The 18,221-nt window shown below is 65.2% G+C and carries 19 protein-coding genes; 11 read left to right on the top strand and 8 right to left on the bottom strand.

Going from position 1 to position 18,221, the window contains the following annotated elements; genetic code table 11:
• Positions 1-179: 179 nt before the first annotated feature.
• Positions 180-1,394, top strand: a complete 1,215-nt coding sequence (locus tag J2R76_RS27715; protein ID WP_057020352.1) for a penicillin-binding protein activator — start codon at positions 180-182, stop codon at positions 1,392-1,394.
• A 192-nt stretch (positions 1,395-1,586) separates the two neighbouring features.
• On the opposite strand, the gene hemW is transcribed toward J2R76_RS27715, so the two are convergent.
• The 3 genes from hemW to rph are packed head-to-tail and all read right to left on the bottom strand — an operon-like array spanning position 1,587 to position 4,091.
• The gene (gene hemW / locus J2R76_RS27710) at positions 1,587-2,744 is read right to left on the bottom strand and encodes a radical SAM family heme chaperone HemW (protein WP_057020353.1); all 1,158 of its coding nucleotides are present in this window, start codon (positions 2,742-2,744) and stop codon (positions 1,587-1,589) included.
• Entirely contained in the window at positions 2,731-3,366 is a 636-nt protein-coding gene (gene rdgB / locus J2R76_RS27705) for an RdgB/HAM1 family non-canonical purine NTP pyrophosphatase (RefSeq protein ID WP_057020354.1), read from the bottom strand. Before rdgB ends, hemW begins: the two co-directional genes overlap by 14 nt.
• Before the next feature lie 11 nt (positions 3,367-3,377).
• Positions 3,378-4,091 carry a ribonuclease PH gene (rph, locus tag J2R76_RS27700; RefSeq protein WP_253625222.1) on the bottom strand — a complete coding sequence of 238 codons (714 nt, stop codon included), beginning with the start codon at positions 4,089-4,091 and terminating at the stop codon, positions 3,378-3,380.
• A gap of 182 nt (positions 4,092-4,273) precedes the next feature.
• Between rph and hrcA the strand changes: the two genes are divergently transcribed.
• Positions 4,274-5,362 (top strand): heat-inducible transcriptional repressor HrcA, encoded by a 1,089-nt coding sequence (hrcA, locus tag J2R76_RS27695; RefSeq protein ID WP_076833714.1) that lies wholly within the window; start codon positions 4,274-4,276, stop codon positions 5,360-5,362.
• Between the two features lie 165 nt (positions 5,363-5,527).
• Entirely contained in the window at positions 5,528-6,133 is a 606-nt protein-coding gene (gene grpE, locus J2R76_RS27690; RefSeq protein WP_028341763.1) for a nucleotide exchange factor GrpE, read from the top strand.
• A gap of 48 nt (positions 6,134-6,181) precedes the next feature.
• Here the strand turns inward: grpE and J2R76_RS27685 are convergent, their stop codons facing one another.
• The 4 genes from J2R76_RS27685 to J2R76_RS27670 form a co-directional block, all read right to left on the bottom strand.
• Positions 6,182-6,607 carry a VOC family protein gene (locus J2R76_RS27685; protein WP_076833716.1) on the bottom strand — a complete coding sequence of 142 codons (426 nt, stop codon included), beginning with the start codon at positions 6,605-6,607 and terminating at the stop codon, positions 6,182-6,184.
• Positions 6,608-6,675: 68 nt separating this feature from the next.
• Positions 6,676-7,530 carry an AraC family transcriptional regulator gene (locus tag J2R76_RS27680; RefSeq protein WP_076833719.1) on the bottom strand — a complete coding sequence of 285 codons (855 nt, stop codon included), beginning with the start codon at positions 7,528-7,530 and terminating at the stop codon, positions 6,676-6,678.
• 22 nt (positions 7,531-7,552) lie between these two features.
• Entirely contained in the window at positions 7,553-8,263 is a 711-nt protein-coding gene (pncA, locus tag J2R76_RS27675) for a bifunctional nicotinamidase/pyrazinamidase (RefSeq protein WP_057020357.1), read from the bottom strand.
• A gap of 84 nt (positions 8,264-8,347) precedes the next feature.
• The gene (locus tag J2R76_RS27670) at positions 8,348-9,283 is read right to left on the bottom strand and encodes a hypothetical protein (RefSeq protein WP_057020358.1); all 936 of its coding nucleotides are present in this window, start codon (positions 9,281-9,283) and stop codon (positions 8,348-8,350) included.
• A 566-nt stretch (positions 9,284-9,849) separates the two neighbouring features.
• Here J2R76_RS27670 and dnaK point away from each other — a divergent pair.
• The 8 genes from dnaK to J2R76_RS27630 all read left to right on the top strand — a co-directional run bounded on the left by dnaK (position 9,850) and on the right by J2R76_RS27630 (position 16,970).
• Positions 9,850-11,751, top strand: coding sequence for a molecular chaperone DnaK (gene dnaK / locus J2R76_RS27665; RefSeq protein WP_028335770.1), 1,902 nt, complete (start codon positions 9,850-9,852; stop codon positions 11,749-11,751).
• A 172-nt stretch (positions 11,752-11,923) separates the two neighbouring features.
• Positions 11,924-13,051, top strand: coding sequence for a molecular chaperone DnaJ (gene dnaJ / locus J2R76_RS27660; protein ID WP_050383491.1), 1,128 nt, complete (start codon positions 11,924-11,926; stop codon positions 13,049-13,051).
• 99 nt (positions 13,052-13,150) lie between these two features.
• Positions 13,151-13,753, top strand: coding sequence for a class I SAM-dependent methyltransferase (locus J2R76_RS27655; protein WP_076833722.1), 603 nt, complete (start codon positions 13,151-13,153; stop codon positions 13,751-13,753).
• A 48-nt stretch (positions 13,754-13,801) separates the two neighbouring features.
• On the top strand, positions 13,802-14,380 hold the full coding sequence (locus tag J2R76_RS27650) for an NADPH-dependent FMN reductase (RefSeq protein ID WP_076833724.1): 579 nt from the start codon (positions 13,802-13,804) through the stop codon (positions 14,378-14,380).
• Between the two features lie 6 nt (positions 14,381-14,386).
• The gene (pyrF, locus tag J2R76_RS27645) at positions 14,387-15,097 is read left to right on the top strand and encodes an orotidine-5'-phosphate decarboxylase (RefSeq protein WP_057020362.1); all 711 of its coding nucleotides are present in this window, start codon (positions 14,387-14,389) and stop codon (positions 15,095-15,097) included.
• A 21-nt stretch (positions 15,098-15,118) separates the two neighbouring features.
• Positions 15,119-15,415 (top strand): DUF1330 domain-containing protein, encoded by a 297-nt coding sequence (locus tag J2R76_RS27640; RefSeq protein WP_076833726.1) that lies wholly within the window; start codon positions 15,119-15,121, stop codon positions 15,413-15,415.
• A gap of 71 nt (positions 15,416-15,486) precedes the next feature.
• Positions 15,487-16,299, top strand: coding sequence for a 4-hydroxy-tetrahydrodipicolinate reductase (gene dapB / locus J2R76_RS27635; RefSeq protein WP_028341754.1), 813 nt, complete (start codon positions 15,487-15,489; stop codon positions 16,297-16,299).
• Positions 16,300-16,346: 47 nt separating this feature from the next.
• Positions 16,347-16,970, top strand: a complete 624-nt coding sequence (locus tag J2R76_RS27630) for a 2,3-bisphosphoglycerate-dependent phosphoglycerate mutase (RefSeq protein WP_076833727.1) — start codon at positions 16,347-16,349, stop codon at positions 16,968-16,970.
• Between the two features lie 124 nt (positions 16,971-17,094).
• Here the strand turns inward: J2R76_RS27630 and J2R76_RS27625 are convergent, their stop codons facing one another.
• Positions 17,095-17,991: a bifunctional helix-turn-helix domain-containing protein/methylated-DNA--[protein]-cysteine S-methyltransferase gene (locus J2R76_RS27625; RefSeq protein ID WP_076833729.1), complete on the bottom strand. Its 897-nt coding sequence runs from the start codon at positions 17,989-17,991 to the stop codon at positions 17,095-17,097.
• Positions 17,992-18,221 lie beyond the last annotated feature (230 nt).

Raw genomic sequence — 18,221 nt, 5'->3', positions numbered from 1 at the left:
CAAACGGCGGTGACGGAACGCTGGCTGACGGGGGAAATGGAGGCCGCGGCAAGGGCGCCGCGGGGCCATAATCCTTTTGTTTTAGTTAACTATTCGCCGAGAATATGCCTGAATCCACCCGCCTCATCAGAGCTGGATGGAGTCCTGGCTGATCACGGTCGGCCAAGAGAAGAGAGACGATGGAAGGCCCGCATCACCGCAAGTCCCCGCCGTCGGGCACCACCCGGCGGACCGCGCTCGGCCTCATCGTGGGCGCGCCGCTGCTGACGGCCTGTTCCGGCGTGCAGCAAAGCTTGAGCCAGTTTTCCAGCCCGTTCGGCGGCAACCAGGAAGGCGGTCCTGCCGGCCCGCAGCAGCAGCCGCAGGCGGTCGGCACCGGGCAGGTCAAGATCGGCCTGATCCTGCCGCTGTCGGCGTCCGGCAATGCCGGGCTTGCCGCCCAGTCGATGCGGAACGCGGCCGAAATGGCGCTGGCGGAATTTCAGAACCCGAACATCCAGCTCCTGATCAAGGACGATGGCGGCAGCCCGCAGGGCGCATCGCAGGGTGCCCAGCAGGCACTGTCCGAAGGCGCCGAGATCATTCTGGGACCGCTGTTCGCAGGCTCGGTGCCGGCCGTCGCGCAACTGACGCGGCCGCGCGGAACCTCGGTGATCGCGTTCTCCACCGATTCGAGCGTGGCCGGGCGCGGCGTCTATCTGCTGAGCTTCCTGCCGGAGTCCGACATCAACCGCATCGTCGACTACTCGGCGGGGATCGGAAAGCGCTCGTTCGCCGCGATGGTGCCGGACAACGCCTATGGCAACGTGGTCGAGGCCGCGTTCAAGCAGGCGGTCGGCCGCAAGAACGGCCGCGTCGTCGCATTCGAGAAATATGGCGCCGATCGCGCGACGCCGGCGCGAACCGTGGCGCAGGCGCTCGGCCAAGCCGATGCGCTGCTGATCGCCGACGATGGTGATTCGGTGGTCGCGACCGCCGATGCCTTGACCGCAGCCGGCGCCAATCTGCGCAACATCCAGCTGCTCGGCACCGGGCTGTGGGACAATCCGCGGGTGTTCGCGAGCCCCGTCTTGCAGGGTGGCCTCTACGCCGCGCCCGATCCGTCCGGCTTCCGCAGCTTCGCCGGCCGCTACCGCGGCAAATATGGCGGCGAGCCCGTGCGCACCGCGACGCTTGCCTATGATGCCGTGGCGCTGATGGCGGCGCTCGCGCGCACGCAAGGGGCGCAGCGCTTTGCGCCGGAGACATTGACCAATCCGTCCGGCTTTGCCGGTATCGACGGTCTGTTCCGCTTCCGCTCCGACGGCACCAATGAGCGTGGCCTTGCGGTCATGAAGGTGGCCTCAGGCGGCAGCACGCCGGTGGCAGGCTCGCCGAAGAGCTTTGGCGCTTGATTTTCGTCGGGCGGTCAAGCTGCCTTGTCGAGCGCCGGCACCCGCCAGCTCCTTTGCATGGGGTTGTTTTCGATATTTGGCAGCGTGCACCTAGAGCGGTTTCGAGCGAAGTGGATACCGGTTCGCGTGAAGAAAACGCGTCGAAACAAGAATCTAGAGCCTCGTTCCGATTCAATCGGAACGGGATAGGTTCTAGGCGGCGAGATCCGCAACGACCGCGTCGAGCACCGGGAATCCCGACGTCGTCACCCGCAGTCGTCCGTCGGCGTCGACGGCGATCGCGCCTTCCTCGCGCAGCATCGCGATCCGGTGCGGGTCGAGCTGGCGGCCGGAGAGCTTCGCATAGCGCTTGGGATCGATGCCCTCGGCGAGCCGCAGCCCCATCAGCAGAAACTCGTCGGCGCGTTCTTCGCTGTTGAGGCTGTCATCGCTGACGACGCCGTGACCGCGCTCCTCGACGTTCAACAGCCACGCCTCGGGGCGCCGCTCGGTTGCGGTCGCGTGCCTGACGCCATCGATGTCGAGCCTTCCATGTGCGCCCGGGCCGATGCCGGCATATTCCTCACCGCGCCAGTAGACGAGGTTGTGCTTGCACTCCGCGCCGGCGCGGGCGTGATTGGAGATCTCATAGGCCGGCAACCCTTCGCGGGCGCAGACCTCCTGCGTCACGTCGTAGAGCGCGCGCGCGGTCGCTTCGTCCGGCGTCTGCAATTTGCCGGCGGCATGCAGCCCGAAGAACGGCGTGCCTTCCTCGATCGTGAGCTGGTAGAGCGACAGATGCTCGGCCGCTTCCGAGATCGCCTGCTTCAGTTCATCGGCCCACATCCGCGGCGTCTGGTCGGGGCGGGCATAGATCAGATCGAACGAGTAACGGTCGAACGCAGAGCGCGCGATCGCGACCGCGTCGAGCGCCTCGCGCGCGGTGTGCAGGCGGCCTAGCGCTTTCAGCGAGGCGTCATCGAGCGCCTGCACGCCGAGCGAGACGCGGTTGACGCCGGCTGCGCGATAGCCGCGAAAGCGCGTCGCCTCGACGCTGGTCGGATTGGCCTCGAGCGTGACCTCGACATCGCGCGCCACCTGCCAGTGCTTGCCGATCGCATCGAGCACGGCACCGACGGTCTTCGGCTGCATCAGCGACGGCGTGCCGCCGCCGAGGAAGATCGAGGACACCTGCCGCCCCGGCACGCGCGCGGCCGTCGTCTCGATCTCGCGGGCGAACGCGCGCACGAAACGCTCCTCGTCGACCGGCGCATGCCGCACATGGCTGTTGAAATCACAATACGGGCATTTCGACAGGCAGAACGGCCAGTGCACGTAGACGCCGAAGGCTTCTCGGTCAGCGTGGCTCAAGGCAGATCTCCGCGAGCTTCACGAAGGCGCGGGCGCGATGCGACAGGCCGAGCCCGAGCGGCGGCAGGCCGTGCTTCTCGATGCTGGTCATCTCGCCGAAGGTCCGCGTGTAGCCGTCGGGCAGGAAGGCCGGATCGTAGCCAAAGCCGGCGGTGCCACGCGGCGGCCAGACCAGGGTTCCATCGACGCGGGCCTCGACCTGCTCGAGATGATCGTCGGGCCAGGCCACGCACAACGCCGACACGAAGTGCGCCTTGCGCCGGTCCGGTGCGGTGGCGCCGCGTTCCTGCAGCAGCCGCTCGATCCGCGTCATTGCCGCCATGAAGTCCTTGCCCTCGCCGGCCCAGCGCGCCGAGTAGATTCCGGGCGCTCCGTCGAGCGCATCGACCACGAGGCCGGAATCGTCGGCGAAGGCGGGCAGTCCGGTCGCCTTCGCTGCCGCGATCGCCTTGATCGCCGCGTTGGCGCGAAAATTGTCGCCGGTCTCCTCGGGCTCGGCGAGGTCGAGCTCGCCGGCCGACACCACCTCCACGCCGTGCGGCGCCAGCAGTTCCCGCATCTCGGCAAGCTTGCCGGGATTATGGGTGGCGATGACGAGCCTTCCGGTGATTCGGCGGTGCATGACCAATCTGACTACGCCACCGCGATCTTTTGCAAGTCGACCAGACGCGCGACACCTTTGCGCGCCAGCGCCATCAGCGCCAGGAATTCGCCTTCCGAGAACGGCGTCTTCTCGGCGGTGCCCTGCACCTCGATGATCCGGCCGTCGCCGGTCATGACGAAATTGGCGTCGGTGTCGGCTTCGGAATCCTCGGCATAGTCGAGATCGAGCACCGGCGTGCCCTGGTAGATGCCGCAGGAGATCGCCGCCACATTGTCGCGCAACACGTTGGTCTTCAGCATGTTGCGGGTCTTCATCCAGTTGATGCAGTCGGCCAGCGCCACCCAGGCACCGGTGATCGAGGCGGTGCGGGTGCCGCCGTCGGCCTGGATGACGTCGCAATCGACCGTGATCTGGCGTTCGCCGAGCGCCTCGAGATCGACGGCCGCGCGCAGCGAGCGGCCGATCAGCCGCTGAATCTCGACCGTCCGGCCGCCCTGCTTGCCGGCCGAGGCCTCGCGGCGGGTGCGTTCCAGGGTAGCACGCGGCAGCATGCCGTATTCGGCGGTGACCCAGCCGCGGCCCTGGCCCTTCAGCCACGGCGGCAATCGCTCTTCCAGCGTGGCGGTCACCAGCACATGGGTGTCGCCGAACTTCACCATGCAGGAACCCTCGGCATATTTGACGACGCCGCGTTCCAGCGACACGGGACGCGGTTCGTCGGGTGCACGGCGGCTTGGCCGCATGAAATCCTCCAGAAATCCGAGAAAATTGGCTGGCCGTGCTTGTAGGAGCGGGAAGGGGCAGCGGCAAGGGTTTTGGCGAGGGTTTTCGGCCCCGGTGGGGTCCGGTACGAGGGGGCCGAATGCATGCTTGTCATCGGCCTCCCGGATCGACAAATTATGCAGCAATTGTGAGGGACTGGAGTGTGACTCACCACGATCCGATTGGCCTGATCGCGCCGCATGCCGGGCTCGCCCAGCTCAACGAGCGTTCGCGCGACATTTTTCGTCAAATCGTCGAAAGCTATCTCGCAACCGGCGAGCCGGTCGGTTCGCGCAACATTTCGCGCCTGATCGCATTACCGCTGTCGCCGGCCTCGGTCCGCAATGTGATGTCGGATCTCGAGCAACTCGGCCTGATCTATGCGCCGCACACCTCCGCCGGCCGGTTGCCGACCGAACTCGGGCTGCGCTTCTTCGTCGACGCGCTGATGCAGGTCGGCGACCTCACCGAGGCCGAGCGTCAGTCGATCCAGACCCAGCTTGCGGCCGTCGGCCGCGCGCAATCCGTCGAGGCCGCGCTCGGCGAAGCCTTGACGCGGCTGTCGGGACTGACCCGCGCCGCGGCGGTGGTGCTGACGCAGAAGTCGAATGCACGGCTGAAGCATATCGAGTTCGTCCGGCTGGAGCCGGAGAAGGCGCTGGTCGTGTTGGTCGGCGAAGACGGCCAGGTCGAAAACCGCGTGCTGGCACTGCCGCCGGGTGTTCCATCCTCAGCCCTGACCGAGGCGACCAATTTCCTCAATGCGCGGATCCGCGGCCGGACGCTGGCCGAAGCGCGGCTCGAGCTCGAGACGGCACTGACGCAAAATCGCGCCGAGCTCGATCAGCTCACGCAAAAGGTGGTCACGGCGGGCATCGCGAGCTGGTCCGGCGGCGAGAATGAGGACCGCCAGCTGATCGTGCGCGGTCACGCCAATCTGCTCGAGGACCTGCACGCGCTCGACGATCTCGAGCGCATCAAGTCGCTGTTCGACGATCTCGAAACCAAGCGCGGGGTGATCGATCTGCTCGGCCGCGCCGAACGCGGCGAGGGCGTGCGGATCTTCATCGGCTCGGAGAACAAGCTGTTCTCGCTGTCGGGTTCCTCGACCATCATCGCGCCCTACGGCGACGCCCAGGGGCGGATCGTGGGCGTTCTCGGCGTGATCGGACCGACGCGGCTGAACTATGCGCGGGTGATCCCGACCGTCGATTATGCCGCGCGCATCGTCAGCAAGATGCTGGGCGGCTGACCGGAGGGCGATTTCGCTTTCATTTGACGGGTTTTCTTCACCCAAGCCGGAGATTCCTGTTCCCGAGACCGGTATGTTGCGCTTGATTTTCGCCGGCCAAAGCACGATATCCCGGCAAGCAATCCCCAAGATTTGAACCGACGCGACTTTTCGAGAAGGCAAGCCATGACCGATCCGAACCGGGCCAATGACAACACCGAGAATTCGGCGCCGACGGGTGAGCCCGTGGTCTCGAAACCCTACATCATGCCTGACGAGCCCGAGGCCGGATCGGCGGAGGCGCTGACCAAGGAGCTCGCCGAGGCGCGCGACCGGACGCTGCGCACCCTGGCCGAGATGGAGAATCTCCGCCAGCGCACCCGCCGCGAGGTCGCCGACGCTAAGACCTACGGCATCACCGGCTTTGCCCGCGACGTGCTCGATATCGCCGACAACCTGCAGCGCGCGCTCGATGCGGTGCCAGCCGAGACCAAGGAAGCCGCCGATCCCGGCCTGAAGGCGCTGATCGAAGGCGTCGAGCTGACCGAACGTTCGCTGCTCAACGCGCTGGAGAAGAACGGCGTCAAGAAGTTCGACCCGATCGGCGAGAAGTTCGATCCGAACTTCCAGCAGGCGATGTTCGAGGTGCCCGATCCGTCGGTGCCGTCGGGCACCGTGGTGCAGGTCGTGCAGGCCGGTTACATGATCGGCGAGCGCATCCTGCGTCCGGCGCTGGTCGGCGTCTCCAAGGGCGGCGCCAAGGCCGCCCCGACCGCCGACATCACCGCCTGATCCGTCCGATCCCGGACACCCGTCTGTGAGCTCGCGGATTGCGCGGGCTCACGGTCGCGGCTTCTCGTGTGCCTTCGGCCAATAGGTGCCGAAGCTCCAGAGATTTCCTTCCGGATCGCGGCAGGCGAAGTCGCGGCTGCCATAATCCGTGTTTCGCAGTTCCATCTCGATCTTCGCTCCGGCAGCCTTGACCTTCGCGTACAGCGCGTCGGGATCGTCGACGGCGATATAGATCGAGTCGGTGCGGCGGTTGTCGAGGTCGCCGACCAGCCTGCCATATGCGTCGTCGCGGCTCTGGCCCAGCATCAGCATCGAGGAACCATAGGCGAGCTCGGCGTGATGGATCACGCCGCCATCGCGGTAGACGACGTGTTCGGTGAACCCAAGCACCGTCGTGAGCCAATTGGTCATCGCCTCGGCATCCTTGCAGCGCAGGGTCGGGTAGATGCGGGGCGGTTCGATGTCGTGCGTCATGGTCGCTCACCTCCTTGGCTGACGGCGCCATCCTGCACGGGGCAACGCGGCGTTGGCTTGAAGGTTTGTTACCAGTCCGCCAGCCCATCGCCGGCGTGAACCAGCCGGCGGTCGGTCAGCGCCCGGCGGCGCGCCCAGGCGGTTGGCGGTTCGCCTGCGAATTCGACGAACTCGCGGGCGAGATGGGCCTGGTCGGCATAGCCGCTTTCCGCCGCGATCCCCGCCCAGCCGAGCGCTGCGCCGCTTTGCGCCAGCCGGCTCGCCCGGTGAAACCGCATCATGCGCGCCAGCGATTTGGGGGCGAGGCCGAGTTCGGACCGAAACCGGCCAGCCAGATGCTTGCGGCTCCAGCCGATCTCGTCGGCCAATGCCGTGATGCTGATAGCGCCGGCCGAACGCGCCAGTTTTCGATAGGCGAACGCGACTTCGGGAGACGGCATGTGGCCGGCGCGGCGCAGCACGAACGCCTCGATCAGGTCGAAGCGGCGCTGCCAGCAGGTCACGGCGCCGAGCTGTTCGCGCAGACGACGGCCATCATGGCCGAGCACATCGTCGATATCGACCATGCGCCCGACCAGGTCGGTCACGGCGCCGCCGAAGAAGCCGTAGGCGCCGAGCGGGGTGAAATCGACCTGCACGCAGGCGGCGCGCCCGTCGGACTCGATGTAGACAGGCCCGGCATGCAGGCCGGCGGCGAAGCTGAGCTGACGATCGGCCGCACCGGGCTCGCGCGACAGCGCGATCAGGAACGGCGAGCCGAAACTGATGATCAGCGGGACGATCAGCGGCGCGGTCTGCCGCTGCGCGAACCGGCCCGTTGCGGTCTCGCGATAACCGGTGATCCGGACGATCAGGCCAGCCATGCGCGGCGACGGCAGGCGCTGCGCGAGATCGAATGCATGAGGTGACGCAGGCTCGGCCATGCGAATCTCGCGAGGCTGCGTCTTACGCGATATCCGAGGACTGGATGCGCTTGACGCCGGCCTTGGCCATGTCGTCCCAGGCCTTGGCGAGCGATCCCTGGGTGTCGATGCCGCGACAGGCGTCTTCCACCACATAGGTCTCGAAGCCGGCCTTGCGCGCATCGAGCGCGGTCCATGCCACGCAGAAATCGGTGGCGAGCCCGGCCACGAAAACCCGCTCGACGTTGCGCGCCTTGAGATAGGCGGCGAGCCCGGTGGTGGTCTTGCCGTCGGCCTCGGTGAAGGCGGAGTAGCTGTCGACGTCCTTGTGAAAACCCTTGCGGATGATCAGCTCGGCCTGCGGGATCGCGAGTTCCTTCGACAGCGATGCGCCGTCGGTGCCCTGCACGCAGTGGTCGGGCCACAGCACCTGCTTGCCATAGGCAAGGTCGACGGTCTCGAACGGCTTCTTGCCGGAATGGGTCGAGGCAAAGGAGATGTGTCCGGGCGTGTGCCAGTCCTGCGTCATCACCACATTGGCAAAGCTCTTGGCGATCCGGTTGATCACCGGCACCACCTGCTCGCCGTCCTTCACGGCAAGGCTGCCGCCGGGCAGGAAGCAGTTCTGGACGTCGATCACGAGCAGCGCGGAGCCGTCGTCGGGCTTGATCGCAGCCGCCCAGAGATGTTTTGGAACCAGCGCGGCAAGCGCCAGCGTACCGAGGCCTGCAACAACCTGTCGTCGATCCGGCATCGCGCCCCTCCTCGCTTTGATAATTGCACGAGGAGGCTAGTTCCGTTCGTGGAGCTGCGAAAGTCCGATTTTTCGGCGGGCCTGTCAGCCGCGCGGCTGGATGCCGTCGCGCACCGCGCGGAAGCGCGGGAAGGCCTTCTCCCAATCGGTGCGCGGGGAGCTGCCGATGATGCGCATCGATGTTTGCGCGCCGAACCGCAGCCACTGCACGATGGTCACCGGGGTATTGTCCTTGCCGCTGACGGCGTCGATGCGCGTCTCGAAGCCGGGCTGGCCGTCGATCCGGATCGGTTCGGACATGGTGATCCGCCCGTCGCGCACGCCGGGGATCGTGGTGGCGATCTGCTGGGCGAAGCGGCCGCGATCATCCGGTGTGGCCGGGGCCGAGCCGATGATGCCAAGCAGCATAAAGGGCTTGGTCTCAAGGCCCTTGTCGTCGCCGTCGGCCATCAGCAGCGCGGCGCCCGGCGCCAGCATGCGGACATTCTTGAAGCTGCTCAGCTCGGTGACCTTGAACGGCATCATGCTTAGCTGCTCGTCGACCGGCACCTCGTTGCGGATCTGGGCGGTGGCGAACATCTGCCGCACGGCGTCGTCGGTGTAGATCTTGCTCGCGTTCTCCGGCACCTGGACCGCGACATAGCCGGAGAAGGTCGGTCCCGGCAGGATCATGGAATAGCGCCGCACATTGGTGGTGCCGTCACGCGCGCTCTCCACGGTGTAATAGGCGAGGCCCGCCGGCGTCTCGAGGCTCTCCGGCTTGATGTTTCCGCTACCGGCCGGGTTGGCCTTGAAGGCGCTCACGACCTCGTTGTAGGCGTCCGCGGGCAGATCGGCGATCAAGACCTTCACGCCCTGGTCCTCGGTCTCGAAGCCGATGAACGACTTGGCGCGGTTGAGGCCCACCAGCGGCTTCATCCCGACATGCGCGCCCGGCGGAAACACCACGTCGGCGGCAAAGCCACGACAGGTGGCAGCAAGCAGCAAGGCAACCGCAACGAGAAGTCGAAAAGGCGTCATGGGGGATCTACCGGTTTTGCTTGGTGGCCGCGCAACGGGGCCGGTGCAGGGCTGGATGGCCTCTTTCAGTCGGACCGCTTTTAGCGGTTTTGATGACCCTGCAACAGGCCGCCAAAGCCGCGCTCCGGGCCTGCAGGCCCGATTCCAGGGGCTTTTCGTCCCGATTGGCCGGCACTTTCCAGTTTCCCCACGTTTCCGACGATCGGCCACCAGCGGCCAAACAGCGCGCCCTCGGCCTGCGCCCGCTTCCGCATACGACGTTTGTGAGTGTTCACTCAACAGCGCGGACGTCGTGCAGCGGATGTTCGCGGTCGCCAGCGGGCCGCATCATTGCCGATTTGTTAACTTGGATCGGGCTTGAACCGGCGCTGCGGCCGGGCTGACACAATCTTTCAAACGTCAGTCTTTTCAGGCCTCAACGTTGCGTCCAGTCCTTGCGGGCAGGACCCTCTCTCCTATATCAGGCTCACCGTCGCAATATCGCGAGTATGTGAACGTCTGGGGGTTCGGTACGGAGCGCCGTCAGGGCCCAACCAACCTGCCGTAGCAAAGAGGATATCAAAACCATGGGTAAGGTCATTGGGATCGACCTCGGCACCACGAATTCGTGCGTCGCCGTAATGGATGGCAAGAACGCCAAGGTGATCGAGAATGCCGAGGGCATGCGAACGACGCCGTCGATCGTTGCTTTCACTGACGATGGCGAGCGCCTCGTCGGCCAGCCGGCGAAGCGCCAGGCGGTGACCAATCCCGAGCGTACGTTCTTTGCGGTGAAGCGCCTCATTGGCCGCCGCTATGACGACCCGATGGTCGAGAAGGACAAGAAGCTCGTTCCCTACAAGATCGTCAAGGCATCGAACGGCGACGCCTGGGTCGAAGCCGATGGCAAGACCTATTCGCCCTCGCAGGTCTCGGCCTTCATTCTGCAGAAGATGAAGGAGACCGCTGAGGCGCATCTCGGCCAGAAGGTCGAGCAGGCCGTCATCACGGTTCCCGCCTATTTCAACGACGCGCAGCGTCAGGCCACCAAGGACGCCGGCAAGATCGCCGGCCTCGAAGTGCTGCGCATCATCAACGAGCCGACGGCTGCCGCGCTCGCCTACGGTCTCGACAAGTCGAAGTCCGGCACGATCGCCGTGTACGACCTCGGTGGCGGCACCTTCGACGTCTCGATCCTCGAGATCGGCGACGGCGTGTTCGAGGTGAAGTCGACCAACGGCGACACCTTCCTCGGCGGTGAAGATTTCGACATGCGCCTGGTTGGCTATCTCGCCGACGAATTCCAGAAGGAACAGGGCATCAACCTGCGCAACGACAAGCTTGCCCTGCAGCGCCTGAAGGAGGCTGCGGAGAAGGCCAAGATCGAGCTGTCGTCGACCACGCAGACCGAAATCAACCTGCCGTTCATCACGGCTGACCAGACCGGTCCGAAGCATCTGACGATGAAGCTGACCCGCGCCAAGTTCGAGGCGCTGGTGGCCGATCTCGTCGAGAAGACCATCGAGCCGTGCCGCAAGGCGCTGAAGGATGCCGGCCTGACCGCCGGCGAGATCGGCGAAGTGGTGCTGGTCGGCGGCATGACCCGCATGCCGAAGATCCAGGAAGTCGTGAAGCAGTTCTTCGGCAAGGAGCCGCATAAGGGCGTCAATCCCGACGAGGTCGTCGCGATCGGCGCTGCGATCCAGGCCGGCGTGCTGCAGGGCGATGTCAAGGACGTGCTGCTGCTCGACGTGACCCCGCTGTCGCTGGGCATCGAGACGCTGGGCGGTGTGTTCACCCGCATCATCGACCGCAACACCACGATCCCGACCAAGAAGAGCCAGGTGTTCTCGACCGCCGAAGACAATCAGGGCGCTGTCACCATCCGGGTCTTCCAGGGCGAGCGTGAAATGGCTGCCGACAACAAGATGCTCGGCCAGTTCGACCTGATGGGTATTCCGCCGGCTCCGCGCGGCATGCCGCAGATCGAGGTGACCTTCGACATCGACGCCAACGGTATCGTCAACGTCTCGGCCAAGGACAAGGCGACCGGCAAGGAACAGCAGATCCGGATCCAGGCATCCGGCGGTCTGTCCGAAGCCGACATCGACAAGATGGTCAAGGACGCCGAGGTCAACGCGGCCGAGGACAAGAAGCGCCGCGAGGCTGTCGACGCCAAGAACCATGCCGACGGGCTGGTTCACTCGACCGAGAAGGCTCTGGCCGAACACGGTTCGAAGATCGCCGACACCGAGCGCCGCGCGATCGAAGACGCCGTCAGCGACCTCAAGGAAGCGCTGAAGGGCGACGACGCCGAGGCGATCAAGGCCAAGACCAACACGCTGGCGCAGGCTTCGATGAAGCTCGGCGAGGCCATGTACAAGCAGCAGGCCGAGGCCGATGCGGCCAAGGACGCTGCTAAGGATGACGTTGTCGACGCGGAGTTCACCGAGGTGGACGACGACAAGAACAACAAGAAGTCTGCTTAAGCGCGGATTTGCGATCATGACCCTCACACCAATGAGCACGCGCCGCGTCTCGGAGGAGTGGGGGTCATTTTTCTTTAAGGCGATCGCTGCATCTTCCAGACAGGCGCAATCCTTGACGCAATCGTCGGCGCAATCTTTGGCGATCGCGATGAACTTCGGACGGAATTGAAGGATGTCCACCAAGCGCTGCTATTACGAGACCCTCGAGGTTGAGCGGAACGCGGACGAGACCAAGCTCAAATCGGCTTTCCGCAAGCTCGCGATGAAATGGCATCCGGACAAGAATCCGGGCGACGCCACCAGCGAAGTCCGGTTCAAGGAAATCAACGAAGCCTATGAGGTGCTGAAGGACGGCGACAAGCGCGCCGCCTATGACCGCTTCGGCCATGCCGCTTTCGAGCAGGGCATGGGCGGTGGCGGCCCCGGCTTCGGCGCCGGCTTCGCCTCATCCTTCTCCGACATTTTCGAGGACCTGTTCGGCATGGCCGGGCAGCGCCGCAGCGGCGGCCGCGAGCGCGGCGCCGATCTGCGCTACAACATGGAGATCACGCTCGAGGAGGCCTTCCAGGGCAAGACCGCGCAGATCGAGATTCCGGTCTCGGTCACCTGCGAATCCTGCTCGGGCACCGGCGCCAAGGCCGGCACCAAGCCGAAGACCTGCTCGCATTGCGGCGGCGCCGGCCGTGTCCGGCAGGCCCAGGGCTTCTTCACGCTGGAGCGGACCTGTCCCGGCTGTCAGGGTCGCGGCCAGATGATCGAGGATGCCTGCACCTCATGCGCCGGTTCCGGCCGGGTGACGCGCGAGCGCACGCTGTCGGTCAACATTCCCCCGGGCGTCGAGGACGGCACCCGCATTCGTCTCGCCGGTGAAGGCGAGGCCGGTGTCCGCGGCGGACCGCCCGGCGACCTCTACATCTTCCTGTCGCTGACCACGCACCAATTCTTCCAGCGCGACGGCGCCGACCTGCACTGCCGCGTGCCGATCTCGATGGTGACCGCAGCGCTCGGCGGCGAATTCGAAGTGCCGACCATCGACAAGGGCAAGACCAAGGTGAAGGTGCCGGCCGGCACCCAGTCCAGCCGGCGATTCCGCATCGCATCAAAGGGTATGCCGGTGCTCCGTTCGCGCCAGACCGGCGACATGTATGTCCAGGTCGTGGTCGAAACGCCGCAGAATCTGACCAAGAAGCAGCAAGAACTGCTGATGGAGTTCGAAAAGCTGTCGTCCGGCGCAACCCAGCCGGAGGCAGCGGGTTTCTTCTCTAAGGTCAAGGACTTCTTTGGCAATCGCTCCGTCTAGCCGCAGTCGTTATGCTTGACCGTAACGACTTCGATCTATACGTCTTTGTGACTGTTTTCTGACAACCGCTCGATTGTGCGGTCCCCGCCTGGTAGCGACATGCCTTTGCAATCGTCCGTGCGTGCGTCGAAGAAGCCCCTCCGTCTCGACGACGAGGTTCGATTTCTCCGTTCATGGATGGAGAAGCCGCTGCATATGGGCGCGGTGATGCCGTCCGGACGGTTGCTCGCCCGCACCATGGCGCAATATGTCGATCGCGACGCCGAGGGGCCGGTCGTCGAACTTGGACCCGGCACCGGGGCGATCACCAACGCGCTGATCGAGCACGGCGTCGACCAGAAGCGTCTCGTCCTGGTCGAATACAATCCCGGCTTCTGCGCGTTGCTGCGCGAACGTTATCCGCACGCCAGGGTCGTCCAGGGGGACGCCTATACGCTCCGTGATACGCTGTGGGAGGTGCTGAAATCTCCCGCCTCGGCCGTGGTCTCCGGCCTGCCGCTCGTCACCAAGCCGATGCTGACCCGCCTGAGGCTGGTCCGTGACGCTTTCCTGGCGCTCGCACCCGGCGCGCCGTTCATTCAGTTCACCTATTCGGTGGTGCCTCCGATTCCGAAGTCGCTGCCGGGCGTGTCCACAGAGGCCTCCGAGCGGATCTGGATGAACCTTCCGCCCGCGCGGGTCTGGGTGTATCGCAAGGGCTGACCACCCGGCGCCGTCGCGCCGGGCGAGCGCCTTACCTGCGATTTCAAAATGTCCGCGCTGAAAATCCTCGTGATCCCCGGATCGCTTCGGTCAGGCTCGCTCAATGCGAAGCTGGCTGCCGTGCTGGCGCACGAACTGGCGCAATCCGGCGCCGACGTCACCCGCATCTCGCTCGGCGATTTTCCGCTGCCGATCTATGATGGCGACCTGCAGGCGAAATCCGGCGTGCCGCAGCATGCCGTGAATCTGAAACGGATGATCGGCGCCCATCATGGCGTGCTGATCGTGACGCCGGAATACAATTCCTCGGTGCCGGCGCTGGTGAAGAACACGATCGACTGGGTGAGCCGCGTGCAGGATCCGCATGAGGTGCGAGGTCAGGTGTTCCACGGCCGCGCGTTCGCGATCTCAGCCGCATCCGGCAACCGGCTCGGCGGCACCCGCGCGCTCGCGGCGCTGCGCCTGATCCTGTCGGCGTGCCGCGCCACCGTGATCCCGAACCAGCTCGCGCTGTCATTCGCCGAGCAGGCCTATGACGATATGGATCATCTGAAGCACCAAGCCGACATCGACGCGATGCAGGCGCTGGTGCGGCAGCTGATCGACCAATCCCAACGCATGATGTGAGGTGACATGCAGCCAGCCAGGATCGCTCCAAGAGACCGGTTGATCGTGGCGCTCGATCTGCCGTCCGTCGCCAGCGCCGAGGCGATGATCGACCGGCTCGGCGATGCCGTCACCTTCTACAAGATCGGCTATCAGCTCGGTTATGCCGGCGGCCTCATCCTGGCGAAGCAGCTTGCAGGCAGCGGCAAGAAGGTCTTCCTCGATCTGAAGCTGCACGACATCGGCAACACCGTCGCGCGCGGGGTCGAAAGCGTCGCCGGGCTTGGCGCGACCTTCCTCACCGTGCATGCCTACCCGCAGACCATGAAGGCGGCGGTCGAGGCACGCGCCGGCTCCGGCCTGAAGATCCTCGCGGTGACGGTGCTGACCTCCTACGACGACACCGATCTGCATGCGGCGGGCTATCGCCTCAACGTCTCCGATCTCGTCGAAGCGCGCGCCAAACAGGCGCAGGCGCTTGGCGTTGACGGCCTCGTCAGCTCGCCCGAGGAGGCCGCCGCCTTGCGCAAGATCGTCGGCGACCAGATGAACCTGGTGACCCCGGGCATCCGCCCCGCAGGCTCGGCGACCGGCGACCAGAAGCGCATCATGACGCCGGCTCGCGCCATTGCCGCCGGCGCCGACTATCTCGTGGTCGGACGTCCGGTGATGGAAGCCGCCGACCCGAAGGCATCAGCCGAAGCCATTCACGCCGAAATCGCCCAGGCGCTCGCCTGAACAACAAGAGGGAGAACAGAGATGGCGAAGGGATACTGGATTGGACGCGTCGACGTTCACAATGAGGAAGGCTACAAGCCCTACATGGCGGCCAACCCCGCCATCTTCCAGAAATTCGGCGGCAAGTTCATCGTTCGCGGTGGCAAGTTCACCGGCGTGGAGGGCCAGAGCCGCTCCCGCAATGTCGTGATCGAATTCCCCGATTACGCGACCGCGCTCGCTTGCTACCAATCGCCGGAATACCAAGCCAACATCAAGGTGCGGCAGCCGCATTCGATCGCCGACCTCATCATCATCGAGGGGTACGACAGCCCATAGTCCGCACATCGGGTAGCCGGTTCGGTTGCCGGAACAGCCTTGGCTCGCTATATCGCGTGGAGAGGTGAGCCATGGCTGACATGCGTCTGATTGTTGCGGGAGCCGGCGGCCGGATGGGCCGCACGCTGACCCGGGTGATTTCCGAAACCCCGGGGGCGGTGCTGGTCGGCGCTCTGGAAGCGCCGGGCTCGGAACTGCTCGGCAAGGACGCAGGCGTGCTCGCCGGCCTCCCCGCCAATGACGTCAAGCTGTCGGCCGATCTGTGGTCGATGTCGGCCGGCGCCGACGGCATCCTGGATTTCACCGTGCCGGCCGCGACCATCGCCAACGTCGCGATCGCGGCCGAGCGCGGCCTTGTTCACGTCATCGGCACCACCGGGATGTCGCCGTCCGACGATGCGGTGATCCGCAGCGTGACCAACCGCGCCATCGTGGTGAAGTCAGGCAATATGAGCCTCGGCGTCAATCTGCTCGCCGCGCTCGTCAAGCGCGTCGCGCAATCGCTCGACCAGAGCTTTGACATCGAAATTCTCGAGATGCACCACAAGTCCAAGATCGATGCGCCGTCGGGCACCGCCTTGATGCTCGGCGAAGCCGCGGCCGCGGGACGCAAGATCGCGCTCGATCAGCATTCGGCGCGCGGCCGCGATGGTCTCACCGGCGCGCGGCGCGCGGGCGATATCGGCTTTGCCTCGTTGCGCGGCGGCACCGCGGCCGGCGATCACAGCGTGATCTTTGCCGGCCCCTCCGAGCGCATCACGCTCTCGCACCATGCGGAAGATCGCGCGCTGTTCGCGCAGGGCGCGCTGAAGGCAGCGCTGTGGGCGCATGGCAAGAAGCCCGGCATGTATTCGATGGCCGACGTCCTCGGGTTGAGCGACTGACACCGCTCGACGGAATGAAATCAGGCTAAGCGAAAACGGAATCTGAAATGAGTGATCGTCTCCTTGTGCTCGTTCGTCACGGTCAGAGCGACTGGAATCTGAAGAACCTGTTCACCGGGTGGAAGGACCCTGATCTCACCGAGCAGGGCGTCAACGAAGCGAACGAGGCCGGCCGCAAGCTGAAGGCGCAGGGCCTGTCGTTCGATGTCGCGTTCACCTCCGATCTTACCCGTGCGCAGCACACGCTGAAGCTGATGCTGGAGCAGATCGGCCAGACCGGATTGCCGACCACGAAGAATCTCGCGCTCAATGAACGCGATTACGGTGATCTCTCCGGCCTCAACAAGGACGACGCCCGCAAGAAGTGGGGCGAGGACCAGGTTCTGATCTGGCGCCGTTCCTACGACGTGCCGCCACCCGGCGGCGAAAGCCTGAAGGATACGCTGGCGCGCACGCTGCCTTATTACGTGCAGGAGATCCTGCCCGGTGTGCTGCGCGGCCAGCGCACGCTGATCGCCGCCCACGGCAATTCGCTGCGCGCGCTGATCATGGTGCTGGAGAAGCTGACGCCCGAGCAGATCCTCAAGCGCGAACTCGCCACCGGCGCGCCGGTGATCTATCGGCTCAATGCCGATTCCACCGTAGCGTCAAAGGTCGATCTCGCGGGGTAGAGGTTTGATGTTGTCATTCCGGAGCGATGCGCAGCATCGAACCCGGAATCTCGAGATTCCCCGGTGCGCAATTGCGCACCTGAGGTCTGGTCCTTCGGACCATCCCGTAATGACGAGATAGAGGTTAGTGCAACCCCACCTGGCCGGCTTCCCAGCCCAGCATCGCCTGCTTGCGGGTGATGCCCCAGTGATAGCCGGTCAGCGCGCCGCTTTTGCCGAGTGCGCGATGGCAGGGCACCACGAACGACACCGGGTTGCGGCCGACCGCGGCGCCGACCGCGCGCGAGGCTTTCGGGCTGTTGATCTTGCAGGCGATGTCGGAATAGCTGACCGCGCGGCCCATCGGGACCTTGAGCAGCGTCTCCCACACCCGCACCTCGAAGTCGGTGCCGATCAAGACGACGCGCAGCGGCTGGTCCGCCCGCCACAACCTTGTATCGAACACGCGCTGCGCCAATGCTGCGGTACCGTCGGTGTCCTCGACATAGCTCGCGTTCGGCCAGCGCCGCTTCATGTCGGCGAATGCGGTCTGCTCGTCGCCGTGATCGGCGAAGGCAAGCCCCGCAAGCCCGCGATCCGTCGCGATCACGATCGCGGTGCCGAACGGCGAGGGATGGAAGCCGTAGCGCAGCGTCATGCCGCCGGCGCCGGTCTTCCATTCGCCCGGCGACATCGCCTCATGCGTGACGAACAGGTCGTGCAGCCGTCCCGGCCCTGACAGGCCGGAGTCGAGTGCCGCATCGAGCACGCTGGCGGAATCGCGCAGCAGGTTCTTGGCGTGGTCCAGGGTCAGCGCCTGCATGAAGGCCTTCGGCGTCAGCCCGGCCCAGCGGCGGAACAGATGGTGCAATTCATCCGGCGTGACGGCGGCGGCATCGGCCATCGCTTCGATGGTCGGCTGTGTGCGCCAATGCTCCGAGATGAACGCGATGGCGCGCCGAACCGAGTCATAGTCGCGCAGCGCGGCGCTCTGGAGGCCCGGCTTGGCCAGGCGCTGGTCGTGTATGGCGAGTGTCATCATGGTGTCTGATTTAGGAGCCATGGCGCGTCCAAACCACCCGATTTCTGACAAGCATGATCCGGAAAAGTGGGGACCGGTTTTCCGACGAGATCATGCTCAAAAGTAAGCTCGACTAGTGTCCCGAATCCGAAGTTCGCATCATTTGCCGCACTTTCGGAGCGAACTTCGGATTCGATAAGGACACTAGCAAACCTTTGATTCTAGTGTGCTTTATGAATGCGAAGTTCGTG

Origin of the sequence: Bradyrhizobium sp. USDA 4532 (assembly GCF_024171315.1) — a bacterium.
Taxonomy (GTDB): domain Bacteria; phylum Pseudomonadota; class Alphaproteobacteria; order Rhizobiales; family Xanthobacteraceae; genus Bradyrhizobium; species Bradyrhizobium australafricanum.
The sequence above is the reverse complement of the archived record's forward strand: the minus strand, read 5'-3'. Positions and strand labels throughout refer to the sequence as shown.

What these genes read in the sequence shown, in the direction of transcription:
- J2R76_RS27715 (WP_057020352.1), top strand. Translation starts at nt 180, where the DNA reads ATGGAAGGCCCGCATCACCGCAAGTCCCCGCCGTCGGGCACCACCCGG.
- rdgB (WP_057020354.1), bottom strand. Translation starts at nt 3,366, where the DNA reads ATGCACCGCCGAATCACCGGAAGGCTCGTCATCGCCACCCATAATCCC.
- rph (WP_253625222.1), bottom strand. Translation starts at nt 4,091, where the DNA reads ATGCGGCCAAGCCGCCGTGCACCCGACGAACCGCGTCCCGTGTCGCTG.
- grpE (WP_028341763.1), top strand. Translation starts at nt 5,528, where the DNA reads ATGACCGATCCGAACCGGGCCAATGACAACACCGAGAATTCGGCGCCG.
- J2R76_RS27685 (WP_076833716.1), bottom strand. Translation starts at nt 6,607, where the DNA reads ATGACGCACGACATCGAACCGCCCCGCATCTACCCGACCCTGCGCTGC.
- J2R76_RS27680 (WP_076833719.1), bottom strand. Translation starts at nt 7,530, where the DNA reads ATGGCCGAGCCTGCGTCACCTCATGCATTCGATCTCGCGCAGCGCCTG.
- pncA (WP_057020357.1), bottom strand. Translation starts at nt 8,263, where the DNA reads ATGCCGGATCGACGACAGGTTGTTGCAGGCCTCGGTACGCTGGCGCTT.
- J2R76_RS27670 (WP_057020358.1), bottom strand. Translation starts at nt 9,283, where the DNA reads ATGACGCCTTTTCGACTTCTCGTTGCGGTTGCCTTGCTGCTTGCTGCC.
- dnaK (WP_028335770.1), top strand. Translation starts at nt 9,850, where the DNA reads ATGGGTAAGGTCATTGGGATCGACCTCGGCACCACGAATTCGTGCGTC.
- dnaJ (WP_050383491.1), top strand. Translation starts at nt 11,924, where the DNA reads ATGTCCACCAAGCGCTGCTATTACGAGACCCTCGAGGTTGAGCGGAAC.
- J2R76_RS27655 (WP_076833722.1), top strand. Translation starts at nt 13,151, where the DNA reads ATGCCTTTGCAATCGTCCGTGCGTGCGTCGAAGAAGCCCCTCCGTCTC.
- J2R76_RS27650 (WP_076833724.1), top strand. Translation starts at nt 13,802, where the DNA reads ATGTCCGCGCTGAAAATCCTCGTGATCCCCGGATCGCTTCGGTCAGGC.
- pyrF (WP_057020362.1), top strand. Translation starts at nt 14,387, where the DNA reads ATGCAGCCAGCCAGGATCGCTCCAAGAGACCGGTTGATCGTGGCGCTC.
- J2R76_RS27640 (WP_076833726.1), top strand. Translation starts at nt 15,119, where the DNA reads ATGGCGAAGGGATACTGGATTGGACGCGTCGACGTTCACAATGAGGAA.
- dapB (WP_028341754.1), top strand. Translation starts at nt 15,487, where the DNA reads ATGGCTGACATGCGTCTGATTGTTGCGGGAGCCGGCGGCCGGATGGGC.
- J2R76_RS27630 (WP_076833727.1), top strand. Translation starts at nt 16,347, where the DNA reads ATGAGTGATCGTCTCCTTGTGCTCGTTCGTCACGGTCAGAGCGACTGG.
- J2R76_RS27625 (WP_076833729.1), bottom strand. Translation starts at nt 17,991, where the DNA reads ATGATGACACTCGCCATACACGACCAGCGCCTGGCCAAGCCGGGCCTC.